The 24,507-nt window shown below is 67.0% G+C and carries 25 protein-coding genes and 1 tRNA gene; 17 read left to right on the top strand and 9 right to left on the bottom strand.

The window, feature by feature from the left end; translation table 11 throughout:
- The first annotated feature begins 26 nt into the window (after window positions 1-26).
- The 10 genes from BV95_RS10245 to BV95_RS10200 all read left to right on the top strand — a co-directional run bounded on the left by BV95_RS10245 (window position 27) and on the right by BV95_RS10200 (window position 11,782).
- Entirely contained in the window at window positions 27-803 is a 777-nt protein-coding gene (locus tag BV95_RS10245; RefSeq protein ID WP_037450996.1) for an SDR family oxidoreductase, read from the top strand.
- A 110-nt stretch (window positions 804-913) separates the two neighbouring features.
- Window positions 914-2,956, top strand: coding sequence for a 3-hydroxyacyl-CoA dehydrogenase NAD-binding domain-containing protein (locus BV95_RS10240; RefSeq protein WP_037450993.1), 2,043 nt, complete (start codon window positions 914-916; stop codon window positions 2,954-2,956).
- Window positions 2,957-2,995: 39 nt separating this feature from the next.
- On the top strand, window positions 2,996-4,645 hold the full coding sequence (locus BV95_RS10235) for a long-chain-fatty-acid--CoA ligase (protein ID WP_037450991.1): 1,650 nt from the start codon (window positions 2,996-2,998) through the stop codon (window positions 4,643-4,645).
- Window positions 4,642-5,073 (top strand): acyl-CoA thioesterase, encoded by a 432-nt coding sequence (locus BV95_RS10230; protein WP_037450988.1) that lies wholly within the window; start codon window positions 4,642-4,644, stop codon window positions 5,071-5,073. Before BV95_RS10235 ends, BV95_RS10230 begins: the two co-directional genes overlap by 4 nt.
- Window positions 5,073-6,281, top strand: coding sequence for an acyl-CoA dehydrogenase family protein (locus BV95_RS10225; RefSeq protein WP_013846073.1), 1,209 nt, complete (start codon window positions 5,073-5,075; stop codon window positions 6,279-6,281). Before BV95_RS10230 ends, BV95_RS10225 begins: the two co-directional genes overlap by 1 nt.
- Before the next feature lie 2 nt (window positions 6,282-6,283).
- Window positions 6,284-7,393 carry an acyl-CoA dehydrogenase family protein gene (locus BV95_RS10220; RefSeq protein WP_037450985.1) on the top strand — a complete coding sequence of 370 codons (1,110 nt, stop codon included), beginning with the start codon at window positions 6,284-6,286 and terminating at the stop codon, window positions 7,391-7,393.
- Window positions 7,390-9,129 (top strand): acyl-CoA dehydrogenase family protein, encoded by a 1,740-nt coding sequence (locus tag BV95_RS10215; RefSeq protein WP_037450982.1) that lies wholly within the window; start codon window positions 7,390-7,392, stop codon window positions 9,127-9,129. Before BV95_RS10220 ends, BV95_RS10215 begins: the two co-directional genes overlap by 4 nt.
- A complete protein-coding gene (locus BV95_RS10210) occupies window positions 9,126-9,578 on the top strand; it encodes a MaoC family dehydratase (RefSeq protein WP_037450978.1) in 453 nt (150 codons plus the stop codon). The genes BV95_RS10215 and BV95_RS10210 overlap by 4 nt, the downstream gene beginning before the upstream one ends.
- A gap of 26 nt (window positions 9,579-9,604) precedes the next feature.
- A complete protein-coding gene (locus tag BV95_RS10205) occupies window positions 9,605-10,777 on the top strand; it encodes an acetyl-CoA C-acyltransferase (protein ID WP_037450975.1) in 1,173 nt (390 codons plus the stop codon).
- Window positions 10,778-11,782: an NADPH:quinone oxidoreductase family protein gene (locus BV95_RS10200; protein WP_037450973.1), complete on the top strand. Its 1,005-nt coding sequence runs from the start codon at window positions 10,778-10,780 to the stop codon at window positions 11,780-11,782.
- A 6-nt stretch (window positions 11,783-11,788) separates the two neighbouring features.
- On the opposite strand, the gene BV95_RS10195 is transcribed toward BV95_RS10200, so the two are convergent.
- On the bottom strand, window positions 11,789-12,304 hold the full coding sequence (locus BV95_RS10195) for a CvpA family protein (RefSeq protein WP_037450970.1): 516 nt from the start codon (window positions 12,302-12,304) through the stop codon (window positions 11,789-11,791).
- A 10-nt stretch (window positions 12,305-12,314) separates the two neighbouring features.
- Window positions 12,315-13,682 carry a DNA repair protein RadA gene (radA, locus tag BV95_RS10190; RefSeq protein ID WP_037450967.1) on the bottom strand — a complete coding sequence of 456 codons (1,368 nt, stop codon included), beginning with the start codon at window positions 13,680-13,682 and terminating at the stop codon, window positions 12,315-12,317.
- 89 nt (window positions 13,683-13,771) lie between these two features.
- On the opposite strand from radA, the gene BV95_RS10185 reads away from it, so the two are divergent.
- The 3 genes from BV95_RS10185 (at window position 13,772) to BV95_RS10175 (ending at window position 17,542) form a co-directional block, all read left to right on the top strand.
- Window positions 13,772-14,470 carry an endonuclease/exonuclease/phosphatase family protein gene (locus BV95_RS10185; RefSeq protein ID WP_174544466.1) on the top strand — a complete coding sequence of 233 codons (699 nt, stop codon included), beginning with the start codon at window positions 13,772-13,774 and terminating at the stop codon, window positions 14,468-14,470.
- A gap of 160 nt (window positions 14,471-14,630) precedes the next feature.
- Window positions 14,631-16,967 carry a patatin-like protein gene (locus BV95_RS10180; RefSeq protein WP_037450961.1) on the top strand — a complete coding sequence of 779 codons (2,337 nt, stop codon included), beginning with the start codon at window positions 14,631-14,633 and terminating at the stop codon, window positions 16,965-16,967.
- Window positions 16,964-17,542 carry a hypothetical protein gene (locus BV95_RS10175; RefSeq protein WP_037450958.1) on the top strand — a complete coding sequence of 193 codons (579 nt, stop codon included), beginning with the start codon at window positions 16,964-16,966 and terminating at the stop codon, window positions 17,540-17,542. The genes BV95_RS10180 and BV95_RS10175 overlap by 4 nt, the downstream gene beginning before the upstream one ends.
- Here the strand turns inward: BV95_RS10175 and BV95_RS10170 are convergent.
- Complete coding sequence (locus BV95_RS10170; protein WP_037450954.1) at window positions 17,534-17,821, bottom strand: 4a-hydroxytetrahydrobiopterin dehydratase; 288 nt, start codon at window positions 17,819-17,821, stop codon at window positions 17,534-17,536. The genes BV95_RS10175 and BV95_RS10170 overlap by 9 nt on opposite strands.
- 101 nt (window positions 17,822-17,922) lie before the next feature.
- Between BV95_RS10170 and BV95_RS10165 the strand changes: the two genes are divergently transcribed.
- The 3 genes from BV95_RS10165 to BV95_RS10155 are packed head-to-tail and all read left to right on the top strand — an operon-like array spanning window position 17,923 to window position 19,579.
- On the top strand, window positions 17,923-18,330 hold the full coding sequence (locus BV95_RS10165; RefSeq protein WP_174269608.1) for a metallopeptidase family protein: 408 nt from the start codon (window positions 17,923-17,925) through the stop codon (window positions 18,328-18,330).
- A complete protein-coding gene (ccmA, locus tag BV95_RS10160; RefSeq protein WP_037450948.1) occupies window positions 18,327-18,935 on the top strand; it encodes a heme ABC exporter ATP-binding protein CcmA in 609 nt (202 codons plus the stop codon). The genes BV95_RS10165 and ccmA overlap by 4 nt, the downstream gene beginning before the upstream one ends.
- On the top strand, window positions 18,932-19,579 hold the full coding sequence (locus tag BV95_RS10155; protein ID WP_037450945.1) for a heme exporter protein CcmB: 648 nt from the start codon (window positions 18,932-18,934) through the stop codon (window positions 19,577-19,579). The genes ccmA and BV95_RS10155 overlap by 4 nt, the downstream gene beginning before the upstream one ends.
- Window positions 19,580-19,650: 71 nt before the next feature.
- On the opposite strand, the gene BV95_RS10150 is transcribed toward BV95_RS10155, so the two are convergent.
- From BV95_RS10150 to BV95_RS10130, 5 genes are all read right to left on the bottom strand, one after another.
- Window positions 19,651-19,727 (bottom strand) — tRNA-Arg (locus BV95_RS10150).
- Between the two features lie 34 nt (window positions 19,728-19,761).
- Window positions 19,762-20,244: a DUF1178 family protein gene (locus BV95_RS10145; protein ID WP_037450941.1), complete on the bottom strand. Its 483-nt coding sequence runs from the start codon at window positions 20,242-20,244 to the stop codon at window positions 19,762-19,764.
- Window positions 20,241-21,071: a carbon-nitrogen hydrolase family protein gene (locus tag BV95_RS10140; protein WP_037450938.1), complete on the bottom strand. Its 831-nt coding sequence runs from the start codon at window positions 21,069-21,071 to the stop codon at window positions 20,241-20,243. The genes BV95_RS10145 and BV95_RS10140 overlap by 4 nt, the downstream gene beginning before the upstream one ends.
- Window positions 21,072-21,076: 5 nt before the next feature.
- Window positions 21,077-21,334 (bottom strand): glutaredoxin 3, encoded by a 258-nt coding sequence (grxC, locus tag BV95_RS10135; RefSeq protein WP_037450935.1) that lies wholly within the window; start codon window positions 21,332-21,334, stop codon window positions 21,077-21,079.
- A gap of 43 nt (window positions 21,335-21,377) precedes the next feature.
- Entirely contained in the window at window positions 21,378-22,136 is a 759-nt protein-coding gene (locus tag BV95_RS10130; protein ID WP_037450932.1) for a ComF family protein, read from the bottom strand.
- 41 nt (window positions 22,137-22,177) lie between these two features.
- Between BV95_RS10130 and BV95_RS10125 the strand changes: the two genes are divergently transcribed.
- Complete coding sequence (locus tag BV95_RS10125; RefSeq protein ID WP_037450929.1) at window positions 22,178-23,026, top strand: class I SAM-dependent methyltransferase; 849 nt, start codon at window positions 22,178-22,180, stop codon at window positions 23,024-23,026.
- A 288-nt stretch (window positions 23,027-23,314) separates the two neighbouring features.
- On the opposite strand, the gene folP is transcribed toward BV95_RS10125, so the two are convergent.
- Window positions 23,315-24,436, bottom strand: coding sequence for a dihydropteroate synthase (gene folP / locus BV95_RS10120; protein ID WP_037450926.1), 1,122 nt, complete (start codon window positions 24,434-24,436; stop codon window positions 23,315-23,317).
- Between the last annotated feature and the right edge of the window lie 71 nt (window positions 24,437-24,507).

Raw genomic sequence — 24,507 nt, 5'->3', positions numbered from 1 at the left:
CCTCACCACCAGGAGAAGATATTCGCATGAACCTGTTCGATCTGACCGGTAAGGTCGCCATCGTCACCGGCTCTTCACGCGGCATCGGTCGCGCCATTGCGGAGGCCTATGCGGCGGCCGGGGCGCGCGTCGTGATCTCCAGCCGCAAGCAGGCGGCCTGTCAGGAGGTCGCCGACGCCATCAACGCCACCCATGGGGAGGAACGGGCGATCGCCATAGCTGCCAGCATCTCGGACAAGGCCGCGCTGGAGGCGATGGTCGCGGAGACGCGGGAACGGCTGGGCCGGATCGACCTGCTTGTCTGCAACGCCGCCTCCAATCCCTATTACGGCCCGATGGCGGGGATCAGCGACGAACAGTTCCGCAAGATATTCGACAATAATGTCCTCGCCAATCACTGGCTGATATCGATGGTCTCGCCGGAGATGATTGCGCGGCGCGACGGCGCGATCATCATCATCTCCTCCATTGGCGGGCTGATCGGTTCGGACGTGATCGGCGCTTATAATGTTTCCAAGGCGGCCGACTTCCAGCTCGTGCGCAACCTCGCCATCGAATTCGGCCCCCATAATGTCCGCATCAACGCCATCGCGCCGGGCGTCATCCGCACCGATTTCGCCCGCGCCCTCTGGGAAGACCCGAAGGCGGAGGCGGCGCTGCAACGGGCGACGCCGCTCGGCCGCATCGGGGAGCCGGAGGAGATCGCAGGCACCGCCGTTTTCCTCGCGTCCAGGGCATCGGCCTATATGACCGGCCAGGGGCTGGTGGTCGACGGCGGCTCCACCATCAAGGGCGGCCTTTGACGAATACCCGTTTTCCCGGCCTCACGCCGGTCGGGGATGACCGCCCGTCACCCCTTCGCTTTCCAGCCGGGTACACGCCCCGCGATACGACATTCTGACAAGAGGCTTCCATGATCGACACCCAACTTCACGGCGACGTGCTTGAAATCGTGATGAACAATCCCCCGGTGAACGCGCTCGGCATCGGCGTTCGTCAGGGGCTGGCCCAGGCCATCGCCGGCGCGCAGGCCGATCCGGCGGTGAAGGCCATCGTGATCCGGGGCGGCGGCAAGCTGTTTTCGGGCGGCGCCGACATCACCGAATTCGGCAAGCCGTTCGCCGAACCCGGCCTGCCCCAGGTCGTGGACGCGATAGAGGCCAGCGCCAAGCCGGTCGTCGCCGCGATCCACGGGATGGCGCTGGGCGGCGGGCTGGAGGTCGCGCTGGGTTGCCACTACCGCATCGCGACGCCGGAAACGAAGCTCGGCCTGCCGGAAGTGAGCCTGGGCCTGCTGCCCGGCGCGGGCGGGACGCAGCGGCTTCCGCGCCTCATCGGGGTCGAGGCGGCGCTTGAGATGATCGTGTCGGGCACTCCCATCCCGGCAGCCAAGGGCGCGGAACTGGGTCTGGTGGACAAGCTGGCTGCGCAGGACCAACTCGCGGCGGAAGCCATCACCTTCGCCCGCACCGTCGACGGCCCGCGCCGTACGGGCGATCTGGACGCAGCGGCCGCGGCCGACGTCTTCGAACGCTTCGCCGAGAACAACAAGCGCAAGATCGGCGCGCTCGACGCGCCCAAGGCATGCATCGAAGCGATCAAGGCGGCGACCGAACTGCCGCTAGACCAGGGCCAGCTCAAGGAACGCGCCCTGTTCACGCAGCTCATGAACGGCGACCAGTCCAAGGCGCTGCGCCACGTCTTCTTCGCGGAGCGCGCCGCCGCCAAGGTCGATGGCCTGCCCAAGGATGTCGCGCGCCGCCCGATCGCCAAAGTCGGCGTGATCGGCGCTGGCACGATGGGCGGCGGCATCTCCATGAATTTCCTGTCGGCGGGCATCCCCGTCACCATCGTGGAGATGGCGCAGGAGGCGCTGGACAAGGGCACGGGCCTGATCCGGAAAAATTACGAAGCCACCGCCGCCAAGGGCCGCCTGACGACGGCGCAGGTCGAAAAGGCGATGGGCCTGCTCAGCCCGACGCTCGACTTCGACGCGCTCAAGGAATGCGACCTCATCATCGAGGCGGTCTATGAGAATATGGACGTGAAGAAGGAAATCTTCGCGCGCCTCGACGGCATCGCGAAGCCGGGCGCGCTGCTCGCTTCCAACACCTCCTATCTCTCCATCGACGAGATCGCCTCGGCGACGGGCAGGCCGCAGGATGTGCTGGGCCTCCACTTCTTCTCGCCCGCCAACGTCATGAAGCTGGTCGAGGTGGTGCGAGGCGCGAAGACCGCGCCCGACGTACTGGCCACCGGCATGGACATCGGCCGCCGCATCGGCAAGGTGCCGGTCGTGTCGGGCGTCTGTTACGGCTTCATCGGCAACCGCATGCTGTCGCCCCGCCTGAACGGCGCCATCGCGATGCTGGTGGAAGGGGCGACGGCCGAGCAGGTCGACCGCGTCTCCGTGGAATTCGGCATGCCGATGGGGCCGCTTCAGATGATCGACCTGGCCGGGGTCGACATCGGCTGGCATCGCGATCCCAACCGCATCGAAAGCGTTCGGGACGCGCTCAACGCGGCGGGCCGCTGGGGCCAGAAGACCGGCGCGGGCTTCTACGATTATGACGAACGCCGCCGCCCCGCGCCGTCCCCCGCCGCGCAGGCGATCATCGACGATTTCCGCGCCCGCGAAGGCGTCTCCCCCCGCGCAATTTCGGAGGAGGAGATCGTCACCCGCACGCTCTACGTGATGGTGAACGAAGGCGCCCACATATTGGAGGAAGGCATCGCCCAGCGGGCCTCCGACATCGACATCGTCTGGAACTACGGATATGGCTGGCCAAGGCACAGGGGCGGCCCCATGTTCTGGGCCGATCTGATCGGGCTCGACAGGATCGTGGACGCGCTGGAGCGCTATCGCGACAGGCTGGGGCCGGAATTCACCCTTTCCCCGCTGCTCGCCCGGTGCGCGAAGGAAGGCCGTCCGCTCGAACGAGACGCCCACGCCTGATCCCGGCCACAGAGCCGATCATAAAGGGAGAGGACCATCATGGCATTGCGCTTCGTTGAACCGGTGGCGGAGGTTTATGAATTTCCGCTGACGATCCGCCATCTGTTGGACGGGGTGGTCGCAAAGACGGGCGACCGGCAAATCGTCTATCGTGACCAGTCGAGTTACGGATACGGCGAATTTGTCGAGCGGATCGGGCGTCTCGCCTCCCTGCTGGAAAATGCGGGCGCGATGCAGGGCATGACGGTGGCGGTGATGGACTGGGACAGCCATCGCTATCTGGAAGCCTATTTCGCGGTGCCGATGTTCGGCGCCGTTTTGCAGACGGTGAACATCCGCCTGCCAGCCGCGCAGATCGCCTATACGCTGCAACATGCGAAGGCGGAGATCATGATCGTCCATCGCGATTTCTTCCCGATGGTCGAGGCGATCCTGCCGACATTGCCGGATGTGAAGGCGGTGATCGCGATCATGGATGGCGATGCGGGCGCCCTGCCCGAATGGGCCATCGGCGAATATGAAGCGCTTTCGGCCGAGGCCTCACCCGATTTCCCGTTCCAGGATTTCGACGAGAATGCGGTCGCGACGACATCCTACACCACGGGCACGACGGGCAATCCGAAGGGGGTCTGCTTCACCCACCGCCAGCTTGTGCTGCATACGCTGGCGGCTGTGGCCCCGTTCGGCGCGTCCACGGGCGCGCCGAGCATGGGTTATGACGACGTCTACATGCCGTTGACGCCGATGTTCCACGTCCATGCCTGGGGCGCGCCCTATATGGCCACGCTGCTGGGACTGAAGCAGGTCTATCCCGGACGTTACGAGCCTGAGTTGATTTGCAGGCTGCGCATGGACCATCATATCACCTATTCGCACTGCGTCCCGACCATCCTGGAAATGGTCCTGCGGGCGGCGGAGCAGATCGGCGCCGACCTGAAGGGCTGGAAGATGACGATTGGCGGCGCCGCGCTGACCAGGGCGCTGTGCGCCAAGGCGCGACAGTTGGGCATGGAGGTCGGGGCGGGATATGGCATGTCGGAAACGGCGCCCATGATCGCGAAGGCGTTCAGCCCCACCGGGCAGCCGCCCGCCAGCGAGGATGAGATTCTGTCGATGCTGACCGCATCCGGCATCCCGACGCCGCTGGTCAGCGCCCGCATCGTCGATGAGGAGATGAACGACGTGCCCCATGACGGCACGACGCGGGGCGAACTGGTGCTGCGCGCGCCCTGGCTGACGCGCTGCTATACGGGCGACACCGCCGCGTCGAAGGCGCTGTGGCGCGGCGGCTGGATGCACACCCAGGATATCGCGACGATAGACGCGCTGGGGCAAATCCGCATTCGCGACCGGTTGAAGGACGTGATCAAATCCGGCGGGGAGTGGATCGATTCCATCCAACTCGAAGAACTGGTCGCCTCCGCCGACGGCGTGGCCGAAGCGGCGGTGGTCGCCATTCCCGACGCCAAATGGGGCGAAAGGCCACTGGCGGTCGTCGTCGCTCAGCCCGGAACGGCGCTGACGCTGGAAGCGGTCAACAGACCGGTGGAGGCGGCAATAGCCGAGGGCGCGATCACCCGTTACGCGAAGCTCGACCGCTACGAACTGATCGACCAGTTGCCCAGGACCAGCGTCGGCAAGATCGACAAGAAGGTGCTGCGCGCCCGCTTCGACCAGGGGCAGCCATGAGCCGGACGCCGCCCCGGCCCCGCGCCGCCTACCGGCACTGGACGCCGATCACCACGCGCTGGCATGACAATGACGTCTACGGCCATGTCAACAACACCGTCTATTATGCCTGGTTCGACACGGCGGTGAACGCCTGGCTGGTGGAGGCGGGGCTGCTGGACGTCATATCGGGCGATCCGATCGGGCTGGTGGTCGAGACCGGCTGCCGCTACGCCGCCCCCCTCGCCTTTCCGCAGCCAGTGGAAATCGGCCTGACGGTCGCGAAGATCGGATCGTCCAGCGTCACCTATCATCTCGGCGTGTTCGGGAAGGACATGCCGGACGCGGCCGCCGAAGGCCATTTCACGCATGTCTATGTGGATCGCCAGAACCGGCGTCCCGCCCCTCTGCCGCCTGAATGGCGCGCCATCCTTGAAAGGCAAATCTGATGGATCTTCGCTTCACGCCGGAGGAAGAGGCTTTTCGCGCTGAGGTGCGCCAGTTCCTCAAGGAGAAATTGCCCAGCCGCATCTCCGGAAAGGTGCGCACCGGCAAGCGCCTGACCAAGCAGGATGCCGAGGAATGGCACGCCATCCTGCACGAACGCGGCTGGCTGGCGACCCATTGGCCCAAAGAATATGGCGGAACGGGCTGGAGCGTGGCCCAGGCCCATATCTTCGACGTCGAAACCGCCCTGGCGCATGCCCCGCGCCTCGTCCCCTTCGGCCTGTCCATGCTGGGGCCGGTGCTTATCAAATATGGCTCCGAAGCGCAGAAGCGCCATTATCTTCCGCGCATTCTGGACGGCACCGACTGGTGGTGCCAGGGCTATTCGGAACCGGGCGCGGGGTCGGACCTTGCCAGCCTCAAGACCAGCGCGGTGCGCGGCACGGATGCCGACGGCGACCATTATATCGTCAACGGGCAAAAGACCTGGACGACGCTGGGCCAATATGCCGACATGATCTTCTGCCTCGTCCGCACCTCGACCGAGGGGAAGAAGCAGGAGGGCATATCCTTCCTGCTGATCGACATGAAGACGCCCGGCGTGGAAGTTCGCCCCATCATCCTGCTCGACGGCGAGCATGAGGTGAACGAAGTCTTCTTCACCGACGTCCGCGTTCCCGCCGAAAATCTGGTGGGCGAGGAGAATAAGGGCTGGACCTACGCCAAATATCTGCTGACCTACGAACGGACCAACATCGCGGGCGTGGGCGCGTCGATGGCGGCGTTCGCCCATCTGAAGCAGATCGCGCAAAGCCAGCGCAAGAATGGCAGGCCGCTGGCGGAAGACCCGCTGTTCGCCGCCCGCCTCGCCAGGGTGGAAATCGACCTGGAAAATATGAAGACCACCAACCTGCGCGTGCTGGCCAGCGCGGGCGAAGGCATGGCGGCGATGGAACTCACCGCCATGCTCAAGATACGGGGCACCGAAATCCGGCAGGAAATCACCAGCCTCGCCCGCCGCGCACTCGGCCCCTATGCGCAGCCCTTCGTGTCGGAGGCGCTGGACGAAGGGTTCAACGGCGAACCCATCGGCCCCGAATATGCCGCGCCCGCGTCGGCCCATTATTTCAACAATCGCAAGCTCTCGATCTACGGCGGCTCCAACGAGGTCCAGCGCGAGATCATCACCAAAGCCCTTCTGGAGCTCTGATCATGGACTTTTCCTATAGTGAAGATCGGCGGATGCTGGCCGACACGCTCGGCCGCTATCTCCAGCAGCGCTATCCGATCGAGACGCGGCACCGGATCAGCGGCTCCGAAGCGGGCTGGTCGCCGGAACAATGGGCCGCGCTCGCCGAACTGGGCGTCGTGGGCGCGCTGTTCGCGGAGGATGCGGGCGGGTTCGGCGGCGACGGCTTCGACATCGCCGCCCTGTTCGAACAATTGGGCAAGGCGCTGGTCGTCGAACCCTTTCTGGGCGCCCTGATGGCGGGGCGCGCCCTGGCCTCGGCCGGGGGACAGGAAGAACTGATCGGCGAAATCATCTCCGGCAGCACCATATTGGCCTTCGCCCATGAGGAGCCGCAGAGCCATTATGACCTGACGGAGGTCGCGACCCGCGCCGAACGCAGCGGCGACGGCTGGACCCTGACCGGCGCCAAGAGCGTCGTTCCGCAGGCGGAGGCGGCCGACCAGATACTGGTATCGGCGCGCATCGGCGGCGCTTCGGGCGAACAAGGCATCGGGCTGTTCCTGGTCGACGCGAAATCTTCCGGCCTTTCCATTCGCGGCTATCCGCTGATCGACGGCGGCCGGGGCGGCGAAGTGACTCTGAGGGACGCGCCCGCGACGCTCGTCGCAGAGGACGGCTTCGCGCTGATCGAGGATGCGGTCGCGGCGGGCATCGTCGCGCTGTGCTGGGAAGCGGTCGGGATCATGGACGCGCTCAAGCGCGACACGCTCGACTATCTGCGGACCCGCAAGCAGTTCGGCGTGCCCATCGGCAAGTTCCAGGCGCTCCAGCATCGCATGGCGACCGTCGCGCTGGAGATCGAACAGGCCCGCTCGGCCGCGATCAATGCGGCGGATGCGCTCGGCGGCGACCGGAAGCGGCGGGAACGGGCCGTCTCCGCCGCCAAATATACGATAGGACGCGCAGGCACCATCGTGGCCGAGGAAGCGATCCAGATGCATGGCGGCATCGGCATGACCTGGGAACTGCCGCTGTCGCACCATGCCAAGCGGCTAACGATGATCGGCCACCAATTGGGCGATGAGGATCATCACCTCGCCCGCTTCACCGCGCTGGGCCTCGCCGCGTGAGCGCGGATCTGGAAAAGCTGCCGTCCCGCGACCTGCTCGCCTTCCAGTTGTTCGACTGGCTGGACACGGGCAGCGCGGAAGAGCGCGAGACGCTGATGGCGATGATCGACGCCACGCAGCGTCTGGCGGCCGAAGCCTTCCTGCCCCATTACCGGCAGGGCGATATAGAGGAACCCCGGCTGGAGGCGGACGGCGTGCATGTCCTGCCCGCCATCCATCAGGCGATGGCCCTCTACGCCGAAATGGGCCTGTTCGGCGCCAGCTTTCCGGAGGAACTCGGCGGTCTTGGCCTGTCCTGCACGGCGTCGCTGGCGATCCACGCGGGCTTTGCGGCGGCGAACGTGTCGACGGCGGGCTATCCGATGCTGACCGCCGCCAATGCGCGGTTGATCGCCGCCTTCGGCACGCCCGCGCAGGTCGACCGTTTCGCCCGGCCGCAGATAGAGGGCCGCTGGTTCGGCACCATGTGCCTGTCCGAACCGCAGGCGGGCTCCAGTCTGGGGGACATCCGCACCCGCGCCGTCGCCGATGGCGAGGATGAACTGGGCGCGCGCTATCGCCTTTCCGGCAACAAGATGTGGATTTCCGCAGGCGACCAGAATATCAGCGAGAATATCGTGCACCTCGTCCTGGCGAAGATCGCGCAGCAGGATGGCGGCCTGCCCGAAGGATCGAAGGGCATATCCCTGTTCATCGTTCCCAAGATGCTGCCGGACGGGACGCGCAACGATCTGGCCGTCGCCGGGCTGAACCACAAGATGGGCTTTCGCGGCACCGCCAATTGCCTGCTCAACTTCGGCGAGGGCGCAGGCGCGGTGGGCTGGCGCGTCGGCGGCGAGGGGCAGGGGCTGGCGCAGATGTTCATGATGATGAACGAGGCGCGCATCTCCGTCGGCATGGGGGCCGCCGCCCTCGCCTATCGCGGTTATCGCCAGTCTCTCCGCTATGCGCGGGAAAGGATGCAGGGCCGGGCGGTCGGCGTCCGGAACGGCGCGCCCATTCCCATTTTCAACCACCCCGACGTGCGGCGCATGCTGCTCCAGCAAAAGGCCTATGCCGAAGGGGCGCTGGCGCTCTGCCTCTATTGCGCGAAGCTGGTGGACCAGGGCGGCGAGGATGCCGAAACATTGCTGGCGCTGCTGACGCCCGTCGCCAAGAGCTGGCCGTCCGAATTCGGGCTGATCGCCAACGACCTCGCGATCCAGGTCCATGGCGGCTATGGCTATACCCGCGATTTCGACGTCGAACAGCTTTGGCGCGACAACCGGCTGAACCCCATTCACGAAGGCACGACCGGCATACAGGCGATCGACCTGCTCGGCCGCAAGATATTGCTGTCGGACGGCCGCCCGCTGGCGCTGCTGCGCGACCGGATCGGCGACACGGCCGGGCGGGCGGCGGAAACGGCCGAATGGGCCTCCGCCGCCGCCGCGCTGCTGGATTATTGGCGGCATGTGGAGGATGTCGTCGCGGGCCTGCGCGCCCTGGGTGGCGCCGAAGCCTATGACGACGCGACACTCTTCCTGCGCGCCTTCGGTCATGGCGTGTTGGCCTGGCTGTGGCTCGACCAGGCGCTGCATGCGCGGGGACATGCCGATTCCGCGATGGAAAGCGGGATCTCCTTCGCCTGCCGCTTCTTCTTCGAAAGCGAATTGCCGCAGGCCGATGCCTGGCTGCGCATCGTCGGCCAGCATGGCGATCTGACGCGGACCATGCCGGACGAGGCCTTCGCATGAGCGCGCCGCTGGACGCCCTGCATGCCGAAATCGGCGTCGCCCGCCATTCGGACTGGATGACTGTCGATCAGAAAATGATCGATGGCTTCGCGGAGGCGACGCTGGACCGCCAGTTCATCCATATCGACCCGGTTCGCGCCGCGCAGACGCCATTTGGCGGCACGGTCGCGCACGGCTTCCTGACGCTATCCCTGCTGCCGCATCTGTTGACGTCGATCCCCGATCCGGCGGCGGCGGGCATGGGCATGAACATCAACTATGGGCTCGACCGGGTCCGCTTCATCCACCCGGTCCGTTCGGGCAGCCGCATTCGCGCCCTGTCGAAGCTCATGTCCGTCGAACAGCGGTCGCCCGGACAATTTCAGCAAACACGGGATATGACCGTCGAGATCGAGGGCCAGGAAAAGCCGGCCCTGATCGCGACCTGGCACATTATTTTCACGATCTGAACCCCCTTCTCTCACAGGAGAATCCCATGCGCGACGCCCTTATCGTTTCGACCGCCCGGACACCGATCGGCCGCGCCTATCGCGGCGCTTTCAACGCCACGCCTTCGCCCACGCTCGCCGCCCATGCCATTCGCGCCGCCGTCCAGCGGGCAGGCGTCGCGCCGGACGAGATTGACGACTGCATCCTGGGCGCCGCCCTGCCGCAGGGCGTCCAGCACAGCGTCGGACGCACCGCCGCGCTGCGGGCCGGCCTGCCCGTCACCGTCGCGGGCATGACGATGGACCGGCAATGTTCGTCGGGCCTGATGGCCATCGCCACCGCCGCCAAGCAGGTGATCGTCGACCGGATGGACGTGGTCGTGGCCGGGGGCGTCGAATCCATCTCCATGGTCCAGACGCCGGATATGCGCGTCGCCCCGGACCCGGAATTGCTGGCCATGCACCCCGACATCTACATGCCGATGCTCCAGACGGCGGAGATCGTGGCGAAGCGCTACGGCATTCCGCGCGAGCGGCAGGACGCCTATGGCCTGCGCTCCCAGCAACTGACCGCGAAGGCCCAGCAGGAGGGCGCCTTCGACCAGGAGATCATTCCCGTCACCGCGACCATGGCGGTGGCCGACAAGGCGACGGGGGAGATTTCCTACCGGGAGGTCACGCTGGAAAAGGATGAGGGCAACCGCCCCGACACGACGGCGGAGGGGCTGGCTGCCCTCAAGACCGTCGTGGAAGGCGGCGTGGTCACCGCGGGCAACGCCTCCCAACTGTCCGACGGCGCGTCCGCATGCGTCATCGTCGACGGGAGCGTCGCGGCCCGGAACGGCCTCACCCCGCTCGGCCGCTATGTCGGCATGGCGGTCGCAGGCACCGAACCCGACGAAATGGGCATCGGTCCCGTCTTCGCCGTGCCCAAGCTGCTGAAGCGCTTCGGCCTCAATGTCGACGATATCGGCCTGTGGGAATTGAACGAGGCGTTCGCCGTTCAGTTGCTCTATTGCCAGAACCGGCTGGGGATTCCGGACGACAGGCTCAACGTCAGCGGCGGCGCGATCTCCATCGGCCATCCCTATGGCATGTCGGGCGCGCGCATGGTAGGCCACGCCCTGATCGAGGGCAAGAAGCGCGGAGCGAAGCATGTCGTCGTGACGATGTGCATCGGCGGCGGCATGGGCGCCGCGGGATTATTCGAGGTGCTGTAGATGAAGACGCTTCTTTCGGTCGATCCCGGCGGACCCGATACGCTTGAACTGCGCGACGTGCCCGACCCGGCGCCCGGCCCCGGCGAGTTGCGCGTGCGGGTGCTCGCCTGCGCGCTCAACTATCCCGACGTGCTGGTGATCGAGGATAGATATCAGGTCCGTCCGCCGCGCCCCTTCGCCCCCGGATTCGAGATTAGCGGCGTGGTCGAGGAAGCGGGCGACGGCGTGACGGGCTGGTCGCCCGGAGACCGTCTGATCGCCGTGCTGCCCTATGGCGGCCTTGCCGAAAAGGCCATCGTGAAGGTCGAGCGGGCGGTCCGCATCGACGCGGACCGCGATGCGGCGGAGGGCGCCGCCCTCATCCTGACCTATGGAACGACGATCTACGCGCTGGCCGATCGCGGCGGGCTGAAACCCGGCGAGACATTGCTGGTGCTGGGCGCGGCCGGAGGCATCGGCCTCTCCGCCATAGAGGTGGGCAAGGCGATGGGCGCGGTCGTCGTCGCCGCCGTCTCCAGCGAGGAAAAGGCGGCAGCCGCCAAAGCGGCGGGCGCAGACCGGACGCTGATCTACGGCCGGGGACCGTTCGACAAGGAAGGCGCGAAGGCGCTGGCGCAGGCGTTCAAGGAGGCCGTCGGCCCGAAGGGCGCAGACGTCATCTACGATCCGGTGGGCGGCGATTATTGCGAGCCTGCGCTGCGCAGCATCGCCTGGGAGGGCCGCTATCTCGTCATAGGCTTTCCCGCCGGCATTCCGAAACCGCCGCTCAACCTGACGCTGCTGAAATCCTGCGACATAAGGGGCGTATTCTGGGGCGCCTTCACGGAGCGCGACCCGGCGAGGAACCGCGAGCATATCGAACAACTGCTCCGCTGGTGGGGCGAAGGGCGGATCAGGCCCCGGATCGATCGCACCTACACCCTGGCCGAAGGCGGCGCGGCAATCGGCCGGCTGGGAAGCCGCGATGCCGTCGGGAAGGTCGTGGTGAAAATCTCCGATAGCTGAAGGGGGCTATTCCGCTTCGGCGGGCTTGCGCGCCCGGCGTTCGGCGACGAATTCGCTGATCGCCTGACCGCTGGCGTTCAGCAGCGGATAGGTGCGGGCGTCGGAAAGCCAGTCCGGCCGCCGCGCCCCGCTGCCGTAGAAAGTATCGTAGACTAGGCTGAACGCCAGAAAGACCAGCGTCGCGCCGATCAGCCCCTTCACCGCGCCGAACCCCGCGCCCAGCACCCGGTCGACCGGACCAAGGACGGACTGACGGGTGCGGCGGCCAATGGCGTGTGCGAGCAGCTTGCCCGCGCCGAAGGTGACGCCGAACACCAGCGCGAAGGCCAGCACCGCCGCCCCGCTGGTGGTGCCGACGAAGCCATCGAGCATTTCCGTGACCGATGCATGGAACAGGCGGATCGCGAAGATCGCCAGCACCCAGGCGATCAGCGACAGGGTTTCCTGCACGAAACCGCGCATCAGCCCGAAAATGGCGCAGCCGCCGATCAGCAGCAGGACAAGAATATCGATCGCGTTCATCGCGCCGTGGCTATCCGCGCCCAAGCATCTGGTCAACAAGTTGCGCGAGCGCGCGATAGCCGCTGACCGAAATGCCCTTCACCCCATCCGAAGCGGCGGCGGGGACGAAGGCGCGGTTAAAGCCCAGCTTGGCCGCTTCCCGCAACCGCAGCGGCGCATGCGCCACGGGGCGGATTTCCCCCGACAACGCGATTTCGCCGAACAGGACGACATCGGCGGGCACGGGACGTTCGGAGAGCGCCGACATCAACGCGGCGGCGACGGCAAGGTCGGCGGCTGGGTCCGACAGGCGATAGCCGCCCGCGACGTTCAGATAGACTTCGCAGGTCGAGAAGCTGAGGCCGCACCGCGCCTCCAGCACCGCCAGCACCATGGCGAGACGCCCGCTGTCCCACCCCACCACGGCGCGGCGAGGGGTAGCGCCGCTGGAAAGCCGCACCACCAGCGCCTGAATTTCGACCAGCACCGGGCGCGTACCCTCCAGCGCTGGAAAGACGGTCGCGCCCGTCACATTCTCGTCGCGATGGGTAAGGAACAGCGCGGACGGGTTGGCGACCTCCTCCAGCCCCTCCGCCACCATGGCAAACACCCCGATCTCGTCCGTGCCCCCGAAACGGTTCTTGATGGCGCGCAGGATGCGATATTGGTGGCTGCGCTCGCCCTCGAAGCTCAGCACCGTGTCGACCATATGCTCCAGCACGCGGGGACCGGCGATGCTGCCGTCCTTGGTCACATGGCCGACCAGGATCAGCGCCGTGCCGCGCTGCTTGGCGAAACGGATCAGTTCCTGCGACGAAGCGCGCACCTGGCTGACCGTGCCCGGCGCGCCCTCGATCAGGTCGCTGTGCATGGTCTGGATCGAATCGATGATCAGCAGGGCTGGCGGCGCGCCCTCCCCCAGCGTCGTCAAAATATCGCGCACGGAAGTGGCGCTGGCCAGTTGCACCGGCGCATTGCCCAGGCCCAGGCGCTGGGCGCGCAGCCGGACCTGATCCGCCACCTCCTCCCCGCTGATATAGGCGACGCTGTGCCCGGCCGAAGCGATGCGTGCGGCCGCCTGCAACAGCAGCGTCGACTTGCCGATGCCCGGATCGCCGCCGATCAGGGTCGCCGATCCGGAGACGATTCCACCCCCCAGCGCCCGGTCGAATTCCGCGATGCCGGTGGTGGTGCGCGGCGGCAGCTCGACCTTGTCGTCCAGGCCCACCAGCGTCAGGGCACGCCCCCCGCTATGCAGGTCATGGCGGGCGGAAAAGATCGTCTCCGCCGCTTCCTCGACGATGCTGTTCCATTCGCCGCAATCGTCGCATTGCCCCTGCCACCGGCCGGAAACGGTGCCGCATTGCTGACAGACGAATTTGCGCTTTGCTCTTGCCATGGCGCACGCATATCAGAACATATGCGGAACACAATTGCTCTTTGCATCTTCCCATGGAAACCGGGCGTGGAGTGGCGCATTGTTTCGCCATGAGGACCGTTCGCGTCGCCAGCTACAATATCCGCAAAGCCATAGGCACTGACCGCCGCCGGGTACCGGAACGGGTGATCGACGTGCTGAACGAACTCGACGCCGACATCATCGCCCTTCAGGAGGCGGACCGACGCTTCGGCGTGCGGTCGGCGGCGCTGCCGCCCTGGCTGCTGGAGAGCATCAGCCCCTACAAGCCTGTGCCGCTGAACGTGCATGTCGATTCCATGGGCTGGCATGGCAACGCCATATTGGTGCGCAAGGATGTGGAGGTCGGCGCGCATGACGTGCTGCACCTCCCCTGCCTGGAACCGCGCGGCGCGACCATGGCGGAGGTGACGCTGGACAAGGCCTCCCTGCGCGTCTTCGGCATGCATCTCGACCTGTCCGGGCTATGGCGGCGCAAGCAGGCGGCGGCGGTGATCCATGCGGCTTCCTCACGCGACGCCATGCCCACAGTGCTGATGGGCGATCTCAACGAATGGAGCGCGGAACGCGGATGCCTGGCGGATTTCGCCCGCCATTACAGCTTCGCACCCTGCGGCCGGTCCTTCCATGCGCGGCGGCCGGTGGCGCGGCTCGACCGGATCATGCATTGCGGGCAGTTGAAGCTGGTCGATTGCGGCGTGCATGAAAGCGCGGCTGCGCGGCGGGCGTCGGACCACCTGCCGATCTGGGCGGAGTTTGCGTTGAGGTGAAGGTTCATGTGCCGTGTTCCTGCGAAGGCAGGAACCCAGTTCCGCCCTCCGACTGCACATGCAAGCGCGGAGCTGGACTCCTGCCTTCGCAGGAGCACGACTCCCTGGGGAAGGAAACGCCCTCTCGACAATCGGCTCCCCCTCTGCAACTCTCAACCCCATGAAAGAGCGGGAACTCAGGCTCGCACTGGTCTGCTATGGCGGGATCAGCCTGGCCGTCTACATGCACGGCATCACCAAGGAAATCTGGCATCTGGCCCGCGCCAGCCGGGCTTTCCACGACGGCGTCCCCTCCCCAGGCGACAGCAGCGAGGCGGTCTATCGCAAGCTGCTGGAGGATCTGGAAAAGGCCTGCGGCGTCAAATTGCGGGTGATGCCGGACATCATCGCCGGGGCCAGCGCGGGCGGCATCAACGGCATCTTCCTGGCGCAGGCGATAGAGACGGGCCAGTCGCTGGACCCGCTGACCGACATGTGGCTGGAAAATGCCGATGTAGAGAAGCTGCTGGACCCCGACGCCCGCCCGGCGCGGCGGATCACCAAATTCTGGGCGACGCCGCTCGTCTGGATGGCGGCGCGGCATCCGGGCGACACGGTCGAACGCACCGTCGCCCCCGACACGCGGGAGGAGGTGCGGCACAAACTGTCCCACTTCATCCGGTCCCGCTGGTTCGAGCCGCCCTTCGGCGGGGAGATTTTCACCGCCATGATCCTGGACGCCTTCGACGCGATGGAGGCGACCGGGCGCGGCCCCGCGCTGCTGCCCCCCGGCCATCCGCTGGACCTGTTCGTCACCGTCACCGATTTCGAGGGGCATCCGCAAAGCCTGAACCTCAACAGCCCGCCGCAAGTGGTGGAGACGGAACATCGCCTCTCCATCGGCTTTCGCGCCCGTGGAAACGGCTCGCGCAACCTTGCCGATCCGGCCGAACTGGTGTTCGCCGCCCGCGCCACCGCCAGCTTCCCCGGCGCTTTCCCGCCCTTCACCGTGCGCGAACTGGATCGCGTGCTGACGCGCCGCCATCGCGCCTGGCCGACGCGGGACGCCTTTCTGGAGCGGGCGCTGCCCCGCCACGCCGCGAAGGGCCGGGCGGAGGACGCCGTGCTGATCGACGGTTCGGTTCTGGCCAACGCCCCCTTCGCCCAGGCCATCGGCGCGCTCAAGAACCGCCCCTCCCGGCGGGAGGTCGACCGCCGCTTCGTCTATATCGATCCCAAGCCCGGCCACCGGTCGATCCAGCTCAACCGACAGGGCGAGGCGGAGGAGGCTCCCTCCGGCGAGGATGCACCGCTGCCCGGCTTCTTCCGCACCATCTTCGGCGCACTCAGCGACATTCCCCGCGAACAGCCGATCCGCGACAATCTGGAGGCGATCGACCGGCACAGCGGCCGCATCCGGCGCATGGCGCGCATATTGAACGCGCTGCGGCCGGGGATAGAGGCGGAGGTGGAGAGCGCCATCGGCGGCATGCTGTTCCTGGACCGGCCCACGCCCGCTCGGCTTTCCGCCTGGCGCGGCAAGGCGCAGCAGCGGGCGGCCAGTTCCGCCGGTTTCGCCTTCCCGGCTTATGGGCATCTGAAACTCTCCGGAATCGTGGAGGATCTGGCCGACCTGCTGTTCCGCCTGAGTGGGGAGGAAAGCCCGCCGATGCGCGAAAGCTACCGCCAGGCCCTGTGGAGCCATGTGCGGGCCACCGGCGCGGACCGGTTGACGGAGGATGTCGGCCCCGCCTCCGCCCCCGTCGGCTTCTTTCGCCAGCACGACCTGCCCTTCCGCATCCGCCGCCTGCGCTTCCTGGCGCGGCGGTTGGCCGATACGCTGGAGGTGGACGCCGCCACGGACGACGCCGTCGTGCAGAAGATGCATGACGCCATCTATGCCGCCCTGTCGCACTATACCGAATGCGAGGGCATCGATTTCTACAATGGAGAGATTCGGGCGGCGGCGCGGGAAGTGCCCAATGATCCGGGCGCCGCGCTGGAGGCGGTGGCGCGGCTGCGCGGCCTGCGCGAGCGGGACGAAACGGCCGACATGATATTGGCCGACGCGCTGGCGGCGCTGCCCAGGGCGGAGCGGCGGACCATGCTGCTCGCCTATCTCGGCTTCCCCTTTTACGACATCGCCACCCTGCCGCTGCTGCAAGGCCATGGGATGGACGAATATGATCCGGTCAAGGTCGACCGGATTTCGCCGGAGGATTGCGTCGCGATCCGGCCCGGCGGGGCGGAAGCGATGCTGAAAGGCATTGAATTCAACAATTTCGGCGCCTTCTTCAGCCGCGCCTATCGCGAGAATGATTATCTTTGGGGGCGGCTCCATGGGGTGGAGCGACTGCTGGATATCGTGATTTCGGCATTGCCCGCAGCAAGCCGCCTTTCGCAGGAAGCGGTGCATCGCTATAGGCGAACCGCTTTTCTGGCGATCCTCGATGAGGAGGAAGAGCGGCTGGACCATGCCGCCGACCTGATCGCCAGCTTGCGAGAGGAGATCGGGTGAAAGCAGGCAAGACGCTGTTGCCGATGGTGATGCTGGCGCTGCTGGCCGGTTGTTCCCAAAGCCCCGGCGAGCGGACGGGCAAGGGGGATGGAACCGGCAGCCGGGCCGCCCTGCCCGATACGTCCATGACGGCGGATGCGTACAGCGACCCGACATCGGCCCCCGCCATCCTTCCCGACATCGATCCCACCCTTCCCGGCGCGCAGGTGGCGTCCGGCCGTGAACGCGCGCCCGCCGATCCGCCCGGCACGGCGCCGATGAAGCCCATGGCCGTCGACATCCCGCCCCCGGCCGATGTCCCGGACCTGCCGCCTGGCGAAGGCGCGGCCGACCCCCATCCCTTTCCCGACGAAGTGACCCGCTACATGGTCGACCGCGACGGGTGCGACCATTTCCGGGGCGAGGAAGCCTATGACGCCGAGCGGCTCGCCTATCTGCAGGATAATATCGCGGCGCTTTGCACCGGCACGGACACCCGGCTGGCGCTGCTGCGGCAACGCTACGCCCATGATCCGGCGGTCATGTCCGCGCTCAGCGGCTATGACGAGCGGATCGAGGGGAATGCCTCACAATAGCGCGTCGATCTGCGTGGCCAGGTCGATGTCGCGGCGCGACAGGCCGCCCGCATCATGCGTCGTCAATATGATGTCGACCCGGTTGTAAACGTTCGACCATTCGGGATGATGGTCCGCCTTTTCCGCCAGCAGCGCCACCTGCGTCATGAAGCCGAAGGCGGCGGTGAAGTCCTTGAAGGTGAACAGGCGGCGGATGCCGTCCGGCTCCTGAACGGCCGCCCATTCGGGCAGATCCCTGAGCGCCAGCGCCCTTTCCTCTCCATCCAGTTTCGCGATCATCGTCTTTCCTGCCTTTGTCCGCCCGATTCCGGCGGCATTAACCCATTTTCCGATGCGTCGGCGGTTTGCAGACGATTCGGAACATGCTTTATGTCTTCCCTATGGACGATGCCGGTCAACCGCCCCGATTTGCGCCGACGCGCGAGGATATCGAAAAGCTGGCGCTGACGGCCTTGTCGCGCCTGCCGGACCCGTTCCGGTCGCACCTGTCGAATGTGGTGCTGTTCGTGGAGGAATTCGCCGATCCCGCCATCCTCAAGGAAATGGAGATTGACGACCCCTTCGGCCTGACCGGCCTTTATTCCGGCCGCCCGGTGGGCGAAGCGGCGCAGACCGGCGACCTGCCCCCGACCGTGCATCTGTACCGCCGCCCGCTGCTGGACGAATGGGTGGAAACCGGGGTGCCGCTCGACATGCTGATCAGCCATGTGGTGGTGCATGAGATCGGCCATCATTTCGGCCTGTCCGACCTCGACATGCACGTGCTGGAGGATATGGTCACCCTATGAGCCGGGTGGGATTGCACCTGTCGGGCGTCGCCTGCGCGCGCGGCGGACGGCTGCTGTTCCGCGGCGTCGACCTGGCCATGGAACCGGGCGGCAGCGCGCTGCTGAAGGGACCGAACGGCATCGGCAAGTCCAGCCTCATCCGCATCTGCGCCGGTCTGCTGCGCGCCTCCACCGGAACGGTGGAACGGCATGGCCGGGTCGCGCTGACCGATGAGCGGCTGGCGCTGGACATGGAACAGCCGCTGGCCGCCGCGCTCGGTTTCTGGGCGCGGCTGGACGCGGCGCCGCCGGGCGCGCTGGACGCGGCGATGGCGGCGATGGCGCTGGAGCCGCTCCGCCAGGTGCCGGTGCGCATGCTGTCCACCGGGCAGCGCAAGCGGGCGGCGCTGGCGCGGGTGATCGCGGGCGGCGCGCCGATCTGGCTGCTGGACGAGCCGGGCAACGGGCTGGACGACGCGGCGCTGGAACTGCTGGGCGCATCCGTGGCGGCGCATCTGGCCGGGGGCGGCATCGTCGTGGCGGCGTCGCACCAGCCGCTGCCGCTGCCGACGCCGGTGGTGCTGACGATGCAGGACTATATAGCGGCGGAGGAGGAGGAGGCGTGAATATCCTCCTGACTTTGGCGATCCGGGATTTGCGGCAATCCTGGCAATCCGCCGGGCTGTGGCTGCCCGTCGCCTTCCTCTTGCTGGTCGCCAGCCTCTATCCCTTCGCCGTCGGCCCCAACGCGGCGCTGTTGCGGCGGACCGGCGGCGGCATGCTGTGGATCGCAGCGCTGCTCGCCAGCCTGCTGCCGGTCGACCGGCTGGTCGCGCCGGACCGGGATGCGGGCATGCTCGACCAGATCGCCCTGCGCGGCATTGGGGAGGAGATGGTCGTGCTGGCGCGGCTGATTGCCCATTGGCTGGGCTTCGGCCCCGCGCTGATGATCGCCACCCTGCCCGCCGCCGCGCTTCTGAAGCTGGACGGGACGACCATCGGCCTGCTGGAGGCGGGATTGCTGATCGGCACGCCCGCGCTGGCGGCACTGGGGCTGCTGGTGGCGACGCTGACGGCAGGGCTGCGGTCGAGCGGCGCGCTGGCGGGGCTGCTGGCCTTGCCGCTGGCCGTGCCGTTGCTGATCTTCGGCGCGGGGACATTGGGCGACGGCAGCGGCGCGGCCCTCAAATTCCTGGGCGCGGCATCCCTGCTGCTGGTCGCCATCACCCCCTTTGCCGGGGGCGCCGCCATTCGCGCCGGGCGCGAATAGGGACGTCGCCTCGCCTCGAACCCGATAGGGTTCGCAAGGCCGCCCGGCGCTTGAGGGCCAAAAAAGAGAAATGGTGCACCCGACGGGATTCGAACCCATGGCCCTCAGATTAGGAATCTGATGCTCTATCCTGCTGAGCTACGGGTGCCCGGTGACGGCTCTATTGCGGGAAAGGGGCGCGGTCAATTCTTCGCTTCGGGGGGAACCACCGGAAAAGGCAGGGGCGCGACCTCCACCCCCTCCGCGATCAGCGCCCGCGCCTCGCTGAGCGCGACTTCGCCGTGGATGCTGACCCGATCCTGCTCGCCATAATGCATGGCGCGGGCCTGTTCGGCAAAGCCGCGCCCGACCCAGGTTGAATCCTCCAGCGCCTTTTGCTGCGCCTTCGCCAGCGCGAGCACCAGTTCGCGCATCTTCGCTTCCTCGCCCGCGCCCATGATGATGGACGCGTCGCCCGACGATGCAACCTGCGGCATGGTTTCCGGACGGCTGTTGCCCTTCGGCGCGACGGCGGGGGCCATCACGGCCTTGCCCACATGTCCGTCGCCGCACAGCGGGCAGGACAGCAGGCCCCGCGCCTTCTGATCCTCATAATCGGCGCTGGAACCGAACCACGCCTCGAACACATGGCCTTGGGATTCGCATTTGAGGTCGAAAACGATCACGACACTGTCACATCCATGGGCAATGATCGCCGGTTGGCGAGCGCAGGCACCCGACCGCGCACCTCCTCTATGCGCGACAGGTCGACATCCGCAAGAGCCAGACCCGCCTGTTCGCCCATCTCCAGCACGATGTCCCCCCATGGGTCGGCGATCAGGCTGTGCCCATAGGTGTCGCGGCCGTCGGCATGATGGCCGGTCTGGGCGGCGGCGATGACGAAGCAGCCCGCCTCGATCGCGCGCGCCCGCAGCAATATGTGCCAGTGCGCCTTGCCGGTCGGCACGGTGAAGGCGGCGGGCGTCAGCAGCACCGTCGCGCCCGCATTGGTGAGCGACCGGTAGAGATCGGGAAAGCGCATGTCGTAGCAGACCGACAGACCCATCCGCGCCCAGGGGGTATCGACCGCGACGACCTGCTCGCCCGGCCCATAGACCGACGATTCGCGCCAGCTTTCGCCGGTCGCCAGATCGACGTCGAACAGGTGGATCTTGTCGTAGCGGGCGCGGATTTCGCCGCTATCGTCGATCATGAAGCTGCGATTGGCCCAGCGGCCGTCGGTGCGCTCATCCTTCAACGGCAGGGAACCGAGATGCACCCACAAGCCCTGTTTCGCCGCCGCCTCCCGCACGGCGGCCAATACCCGATCATCCGCCTCCGACCGCAATGTCGCCGCCGCCCGCTGCCGGTCGCGGTCCAGATAGCCCGCCATTTCGGGGGTGAAGAGCATATCCGCCCCCTCTCCCCTGGCGCGCGCGGCCATCTCCGCGATGGCAGCGGCGTTGGCAGCGGGGTCAATCCCGCTGGTCATCTGGAAGATGGCGGCGCGCACCCCGCCTATGCTCCCAGCAACGCGTCGAGCTCGCCCTGGCGATCCAGCGCCGCCAGATCGTCGCTGCCGCCGATATGCCGGCCGTCGATGAAGATTTGCGGCACCGTCGTCCCGCCATTGGCGCGGTCCAGCATCTCCTGACGCTTCGGCCCGCCCATGGTGACGTCATATTCCTCGAACGCCACGCCCTTGTCGTTCAGCAGCGCCTTCGCCCTGGCGCAATAGCCGCACCAGGCCTTGGTATAGATTTCGACCTTCGCCATGTTTTACTCCTCATCGCCGAAATTGTGGTTCGGCGGCTATTTGTCAATCGATGCCGTCCGGCAGAACCCGCGCCCAGCACAGCAGGTGAACGCTCGCCGCGCCGCCCCGTTTCAGCGTCCGGGCGCAAGCCGCCGCCGTCGCGCCGCTGGTATGCACATCGTCGATCAGCAGCACCGCGCGCCCCTTCAGGCGATGATCCGCCGCCAGGGCAAAGGCCCCGCGCACCGCCCTGGCCCGCATTTCCGGAGTCATGCCACGCAGAGGCCGGGTCCGGCGGGTGCGTAGCAGGGCATGATTATCAACCGGCAAGCCCGTCAGCCGCGCCAGATGGCGGGCGATCAGCGCCGACTGGTTGAAGCCCCGCCACCAGAGCCGCCAGCGATGCAGCGGCACCGGCACTATGACAGCATCCCCCACCGCCGGAACCTGCCGCGCCATCTGCTTCGCGATCAGCCGGGCAAGGCCGATGCGGCGGCCATATTTCAGCCGCAGCGCCACGGCGCGGGCGACATCGCCATAGGCCAGCACCGCCTGCGCGCTGTCGTAAGGCGGCGGATCGGCCAGGCACGCGCCGCATTCCGCGCCTTCCCCCCGATCATAGTCGAACGGCGCGCCGCACCGGGCGCAGCAGGGCGCGCCCAGAAACCGCATCCCGCTCCAGCAACCAAGGCAGAATGCATCGTCCGCATCGACAATCTCGCCACATCCCGGACAACGCGGCGGCAAAGCATAGTCGACCAGCGGCCGCAGCGCGGTCTTGAGAAGCGGGGCCGTCTTGAGAAGCGGGGAAAGCGACATCATCTCCCTTGTTCCCGCTCCTCCGCCGTTGCACAAGGCCCGCCATGACCCATGCCGACATCTTCGACCGCGCCCTGCGCGCCAAAAGGCGCGACCGGATGATGCCGCGCTTCGCCGATCATGACTTTCTCTATCGGGCAATGCTGGACGAGCTGCTGGACCGGCTGTGCGACGTGCAGCGGGACTTCAGGGAAGTGCTGGTCATCGGCTGCCCCGACGGCAGCGCCAGGGCGGCGCTGGAGGCGATGGGGAAGCAGGTCGTCTGCGCCGACCCCGGCTTCGCGGCGGCAAAGGCGCAGGGCGGCGTGCAGGTCGATGAGGACGCCCTGCCCTTCGCCGACGAGAGTTTCGATCTGGTGATCGCCTGCGGAACGCTCGACAGCGTCAACGACCTGCCGGGCGCGCTGATCCTGATGCGGCGGGTGCTGCGGCCCGACGGGCTGATGCTGGCGGCCTTTGCCGGGGCGGGTTCACTGCCCCGGCTGCGGGCGGCGCTGATGGCGGGCGAAGGCGACCGGGCGGGCCAGCATGTCCATCCGCAGATCGACGTGCGCTCGGCAGGCGACCTGCTGGCGCGGGCGGGCTTCACCATGCCGGTCGCGGATGGGGATGCGCTGACGGTGCGCTATGGCGATATGCTGCGCCTGATGCACGATCTGCGCGGGATGGGCGCGGGCAACGCGCTGGTTTCGCGAGCGCCCATGTTGCGGCGGGATGCGCTGGCCGGGGCGGCCCATCATTTCGCCGCCGCAGCCGATCCGGACGGCCGCACCGCCGAGCAGATGGCGATCGTCTATCTGAGCGGGTGGAAGGCCGATCCCAGTCAGGCGCAGCCCGCCCGGCGGGGCAGCGCGACCGTTTCGCTGGCCGACGCGCTCAAGCCGAAACATTAGGCACCTGGACAAATTCAAGACTCGCCGGACGGGGTGATTTGGGTGGTTAGCCGACCTATCCTATTCCTCCCCATCGAGAGATGGGGAGGGGGACCAGCCGCAGGCTGGTGGAGGGGAATGGGGCACAACCTCCGAAATTTCCCCTCCACCACGCTTCGCGCGGTCCCCCTCCCCACGCTTCGCGTAGGGAGGATTAGGAGCGTCCGCTATTGGCCATTTCCCGACATTCCAAATTCGTCCATACCGCCAAGCTATATCGATGGCCGCACCAAAACCCCGCCCATCCCCTCAAACCGCGCTCAACCCCGCATCGGCCAGCCCGCGCCACAGATGCAGCGCCTGCACGCTTTCCTTGACGTCATGCACCCGCACCATCTGCGCACCCAGTTCCACGGCGCGAAAGGCCAGACCCACCGATCCGCCAAGTCTTTCGGCCGCCGGAGCCTCATTGGACAAGGCCCCGATCAACCGCTTCCGGCTCCCGGCGAAGAGCAACGGCACCCCCAGCCCCTGAAACACGGCCAACCCGTTCACCAATGCCAGATTGTCGCCCAATGACTTGCCGAAGCCCAATCCCGGATCGACCATGATCTTCTCGCGGGCCACCCCGGCCGCCAGACAGGCCGCCACCCGCGTCTCCAGCATGTCGAACACATCGGCCACGACGTCGCCATAGCCGTCGGGATTGGCGTGCGGATCGTCCCCGGACGAAGGCGCATGCATCAGGATCACCGGACAGCCTGCGGAGACCACCACCTCCATCGCCCGCGGATCGTGCAGCAGCGCGCTCACATCGTTGACGACCGCCGCCCCCGCCGCCAGCGCCGCCTCCATCACCGCCGCCTTGCGCGTGTCGACGGATATCGGGACGCCCGCCGCCGCCAGCTTCTCTATCACCGGTACGACGCGGGCGATCTCATCCCCTTCCCAAAGCTTCGGCGCCTTGGGCCGGGTCGATTCCCCCCCCACGTCGATCAGGGCCGCCCCTGCCGCTGCCATGGCGAAGCCCGCATCCGCCGCCGCCTGCGGATCGCCGACATGTTTGCCGCCGTCGGAAAAACTGTCGGGCGTGATGTTCAGGATCGCCATCACCTGCGGCGCGTCGAAACGGATCGTCCGCCCCTCCAGCACCAAAGGCGGCCGCTGCGCCGAGATATTGGCGGCAAGGTTGAGCGCCCGCTCCGCCAGCGCATCGGGCAAGCGCGCCACGGCATCCGCGAACTCCGCGACCGGCACCGTCACCCGCGCCACCCGCCGCCCGTCCTTGCGCGCGGTCAGTTCATAGCCCTGGAACCAGATCAACCCATTGCCCATCCGCGCCGCCGACCCGTCGGTCAGACCGATGGGCGTCGGCACGAACCAGGTGGGCCGCAGGTAAAGCCGGGCGTCGGCGGCAAGCTGTGGCAACATTTCCAAACTCCGTTCACCTGATCCTATCGAAGCCTGTCCCAAGCGCATGCCTTGCAGGCAGTCGAAGGGCG

This window comes from Sphingobium chlorophenolicum (genome assembly GCF_000722875.1).
In the GTDB taxonomy this organism is placed as follows: domain Bacteria; phylum Pseudomonadota; class Alphaproteobacteria; order Sphingomonadales; family Sphingomonadaceae; genus Sphingobium; species Sphingobium chlorophenolicum.
Note: the sequence above shows the minus strand (reverse complement) of the source record. Positions and strands in the feature narration are given on the sequence as shown.

What these genes read in the sequence shown, in the direction of transcription:
- BV95_RS10245 (WP_037450996.1), top strand. Translation starts at nt 27, where the DNA reads ATGAACCTGTTCGATCTGACCGGTAAGGTCGCCATCGTCACCGGCTCT.
- BV95_RS10240 (WP_037450993.1), top strand. Translation starts at nt 914, where the DNA reads ATGATCGACACCCAACTTCACGGCGACGTGCTTGAAATCGTGATGAAC.
- BV95_RS10235 (WP_037450991.1), top strand. Translation starts at nt 2,996, where the DNA reads ATGGCATTGCGCTTCGTTGAACCGGTGGCGGAGGTTTATGAATTTCCG.
- BV95_RS10230 (WP_037450988.1), top strand. Translation starts at nt 4,642, where the DNA reads ATGAGCCGGACGCCGCCCCGGCCCCGCGCCGCCTACCGGCACTGGACG.
- BV95_RS10225 (WP_013846073.1), top strand. Translation starts at nt 5,073, where the DNA reads ATGGATCTTCGCTTCACGCCGGAGGAAGAGGCTTTTCGCGCTGAGGTG.
- BV95_RS10220 (WP_037450985.1), top strand. Translation starts at nt 6,284, where the DNA reads ATGGACTTTTCCTATAGTGAAGATCGGCGGATGCTGGCCGACACGCTC.
- BV95_RS10210 (WP_037450978.1), top strand. Translation starts at nt 9,126, where the DNA reads ATGAGCGCGCCGCTGGACGCCCTGCATGCCGAAATCGGCGTCGCCCGC.
- BV95_RS10205 (WP_037450975.1), top strand. Translation starts at nt 9,605, where the DNA reads ATGCGCGACGCCCTTATCGTTTCGACCGCCCGGACACCGATCGGCCGC.
- BV95_RS10200 (WP_037450973.1), top strand. Translation starts at nt 10,778, where the DNA reads ATGAAGACGCTTCTTTCGGTCGATCCCGGCGGACCCGATACGCTTGAA.
- BV95_RS10195 (WP_037450970.1), bottom strand. Translation starts at nt 12,304, where the DNA reads ATGAACGCGATCGATATTCTTGTCCTGCTGCTGATCGGCGGCTGCGCC.
- radA (WP_037450967.1), bottom strand. Translation starts at nt 13,682, where the DNA reads ATGGCAAGAGCAAAGCGCAAATTCGTCTGTCAGCAATGCGGCACCGTT.
- BV95_RS10185 (WP_174544466.1), top strand. Translation starts at nt 13,772, where the DNA reads ATGAGGACCGTTCGCGTCGCCAGCTACAATATCCGCAAAGCCATAGGC.
- BV95_RS10180 (WP_037450961.1), top strand. Translation starts at nt 14,631, where the DNA reads ATGAAAGAGCGGGAACTCAGGCTCGCACTGGTCTGCTATGGCGGGATC.
- BV95_RS10170 (WP_037450954.1), bottom strand. Translation starts at nt 17,821, where the DNA reads ATGATCGCGAAACTGGATGGAGAGGAAAGGGCGCTGGCGCTCAGGGAT.
- BV95_RS10165 (WP_174269608.1), top strand. Translation starts at nt 17,923, where the DNA reads ATGGACGATGCCGGTCAACCGCCCCGATTTGCGCCGACGCGCGAGGAT.
- ccmA (WP_037450948.1), top strand. Translation starts at nt 18,327, where the DNA reads ATGAGCCGGGTGGGATTGCACCTGTCGGGCGTCGCCTGCGCGCGCGGC.
- grxC (WP_037450935.1), bottom strand. Translation starts at nt 21,334, where the DNA reads ATGGCGAAGGTCGAAATCTATACCAAGGCCTGGTGCGGCTATTGCGCC.
- BV95_RS10130 (WP_037450932.1), bottom strand. Translation starts at nt 22,136, where the DNA reads ATGATGTCGCTTTCCCCGCTTCTCAAGACGGCCCCGCTTCTCAAGACC.
- BV95_RS10125 (WP_037450929.1), top strand. Translation starts at nt 22,178, where the DNA reads ATGACCCATGCCGACATCTTCGACCGCGCCCTGCGCGCCAAAAGGCGC.
- folP (WP_037450926.1), bottom strand. Translation starts at nt 24,436, where the DNA reads ATGTTGCCACAGCTTGCCGCCGACGCCCGGCTTTACCTGCGGCCCACC.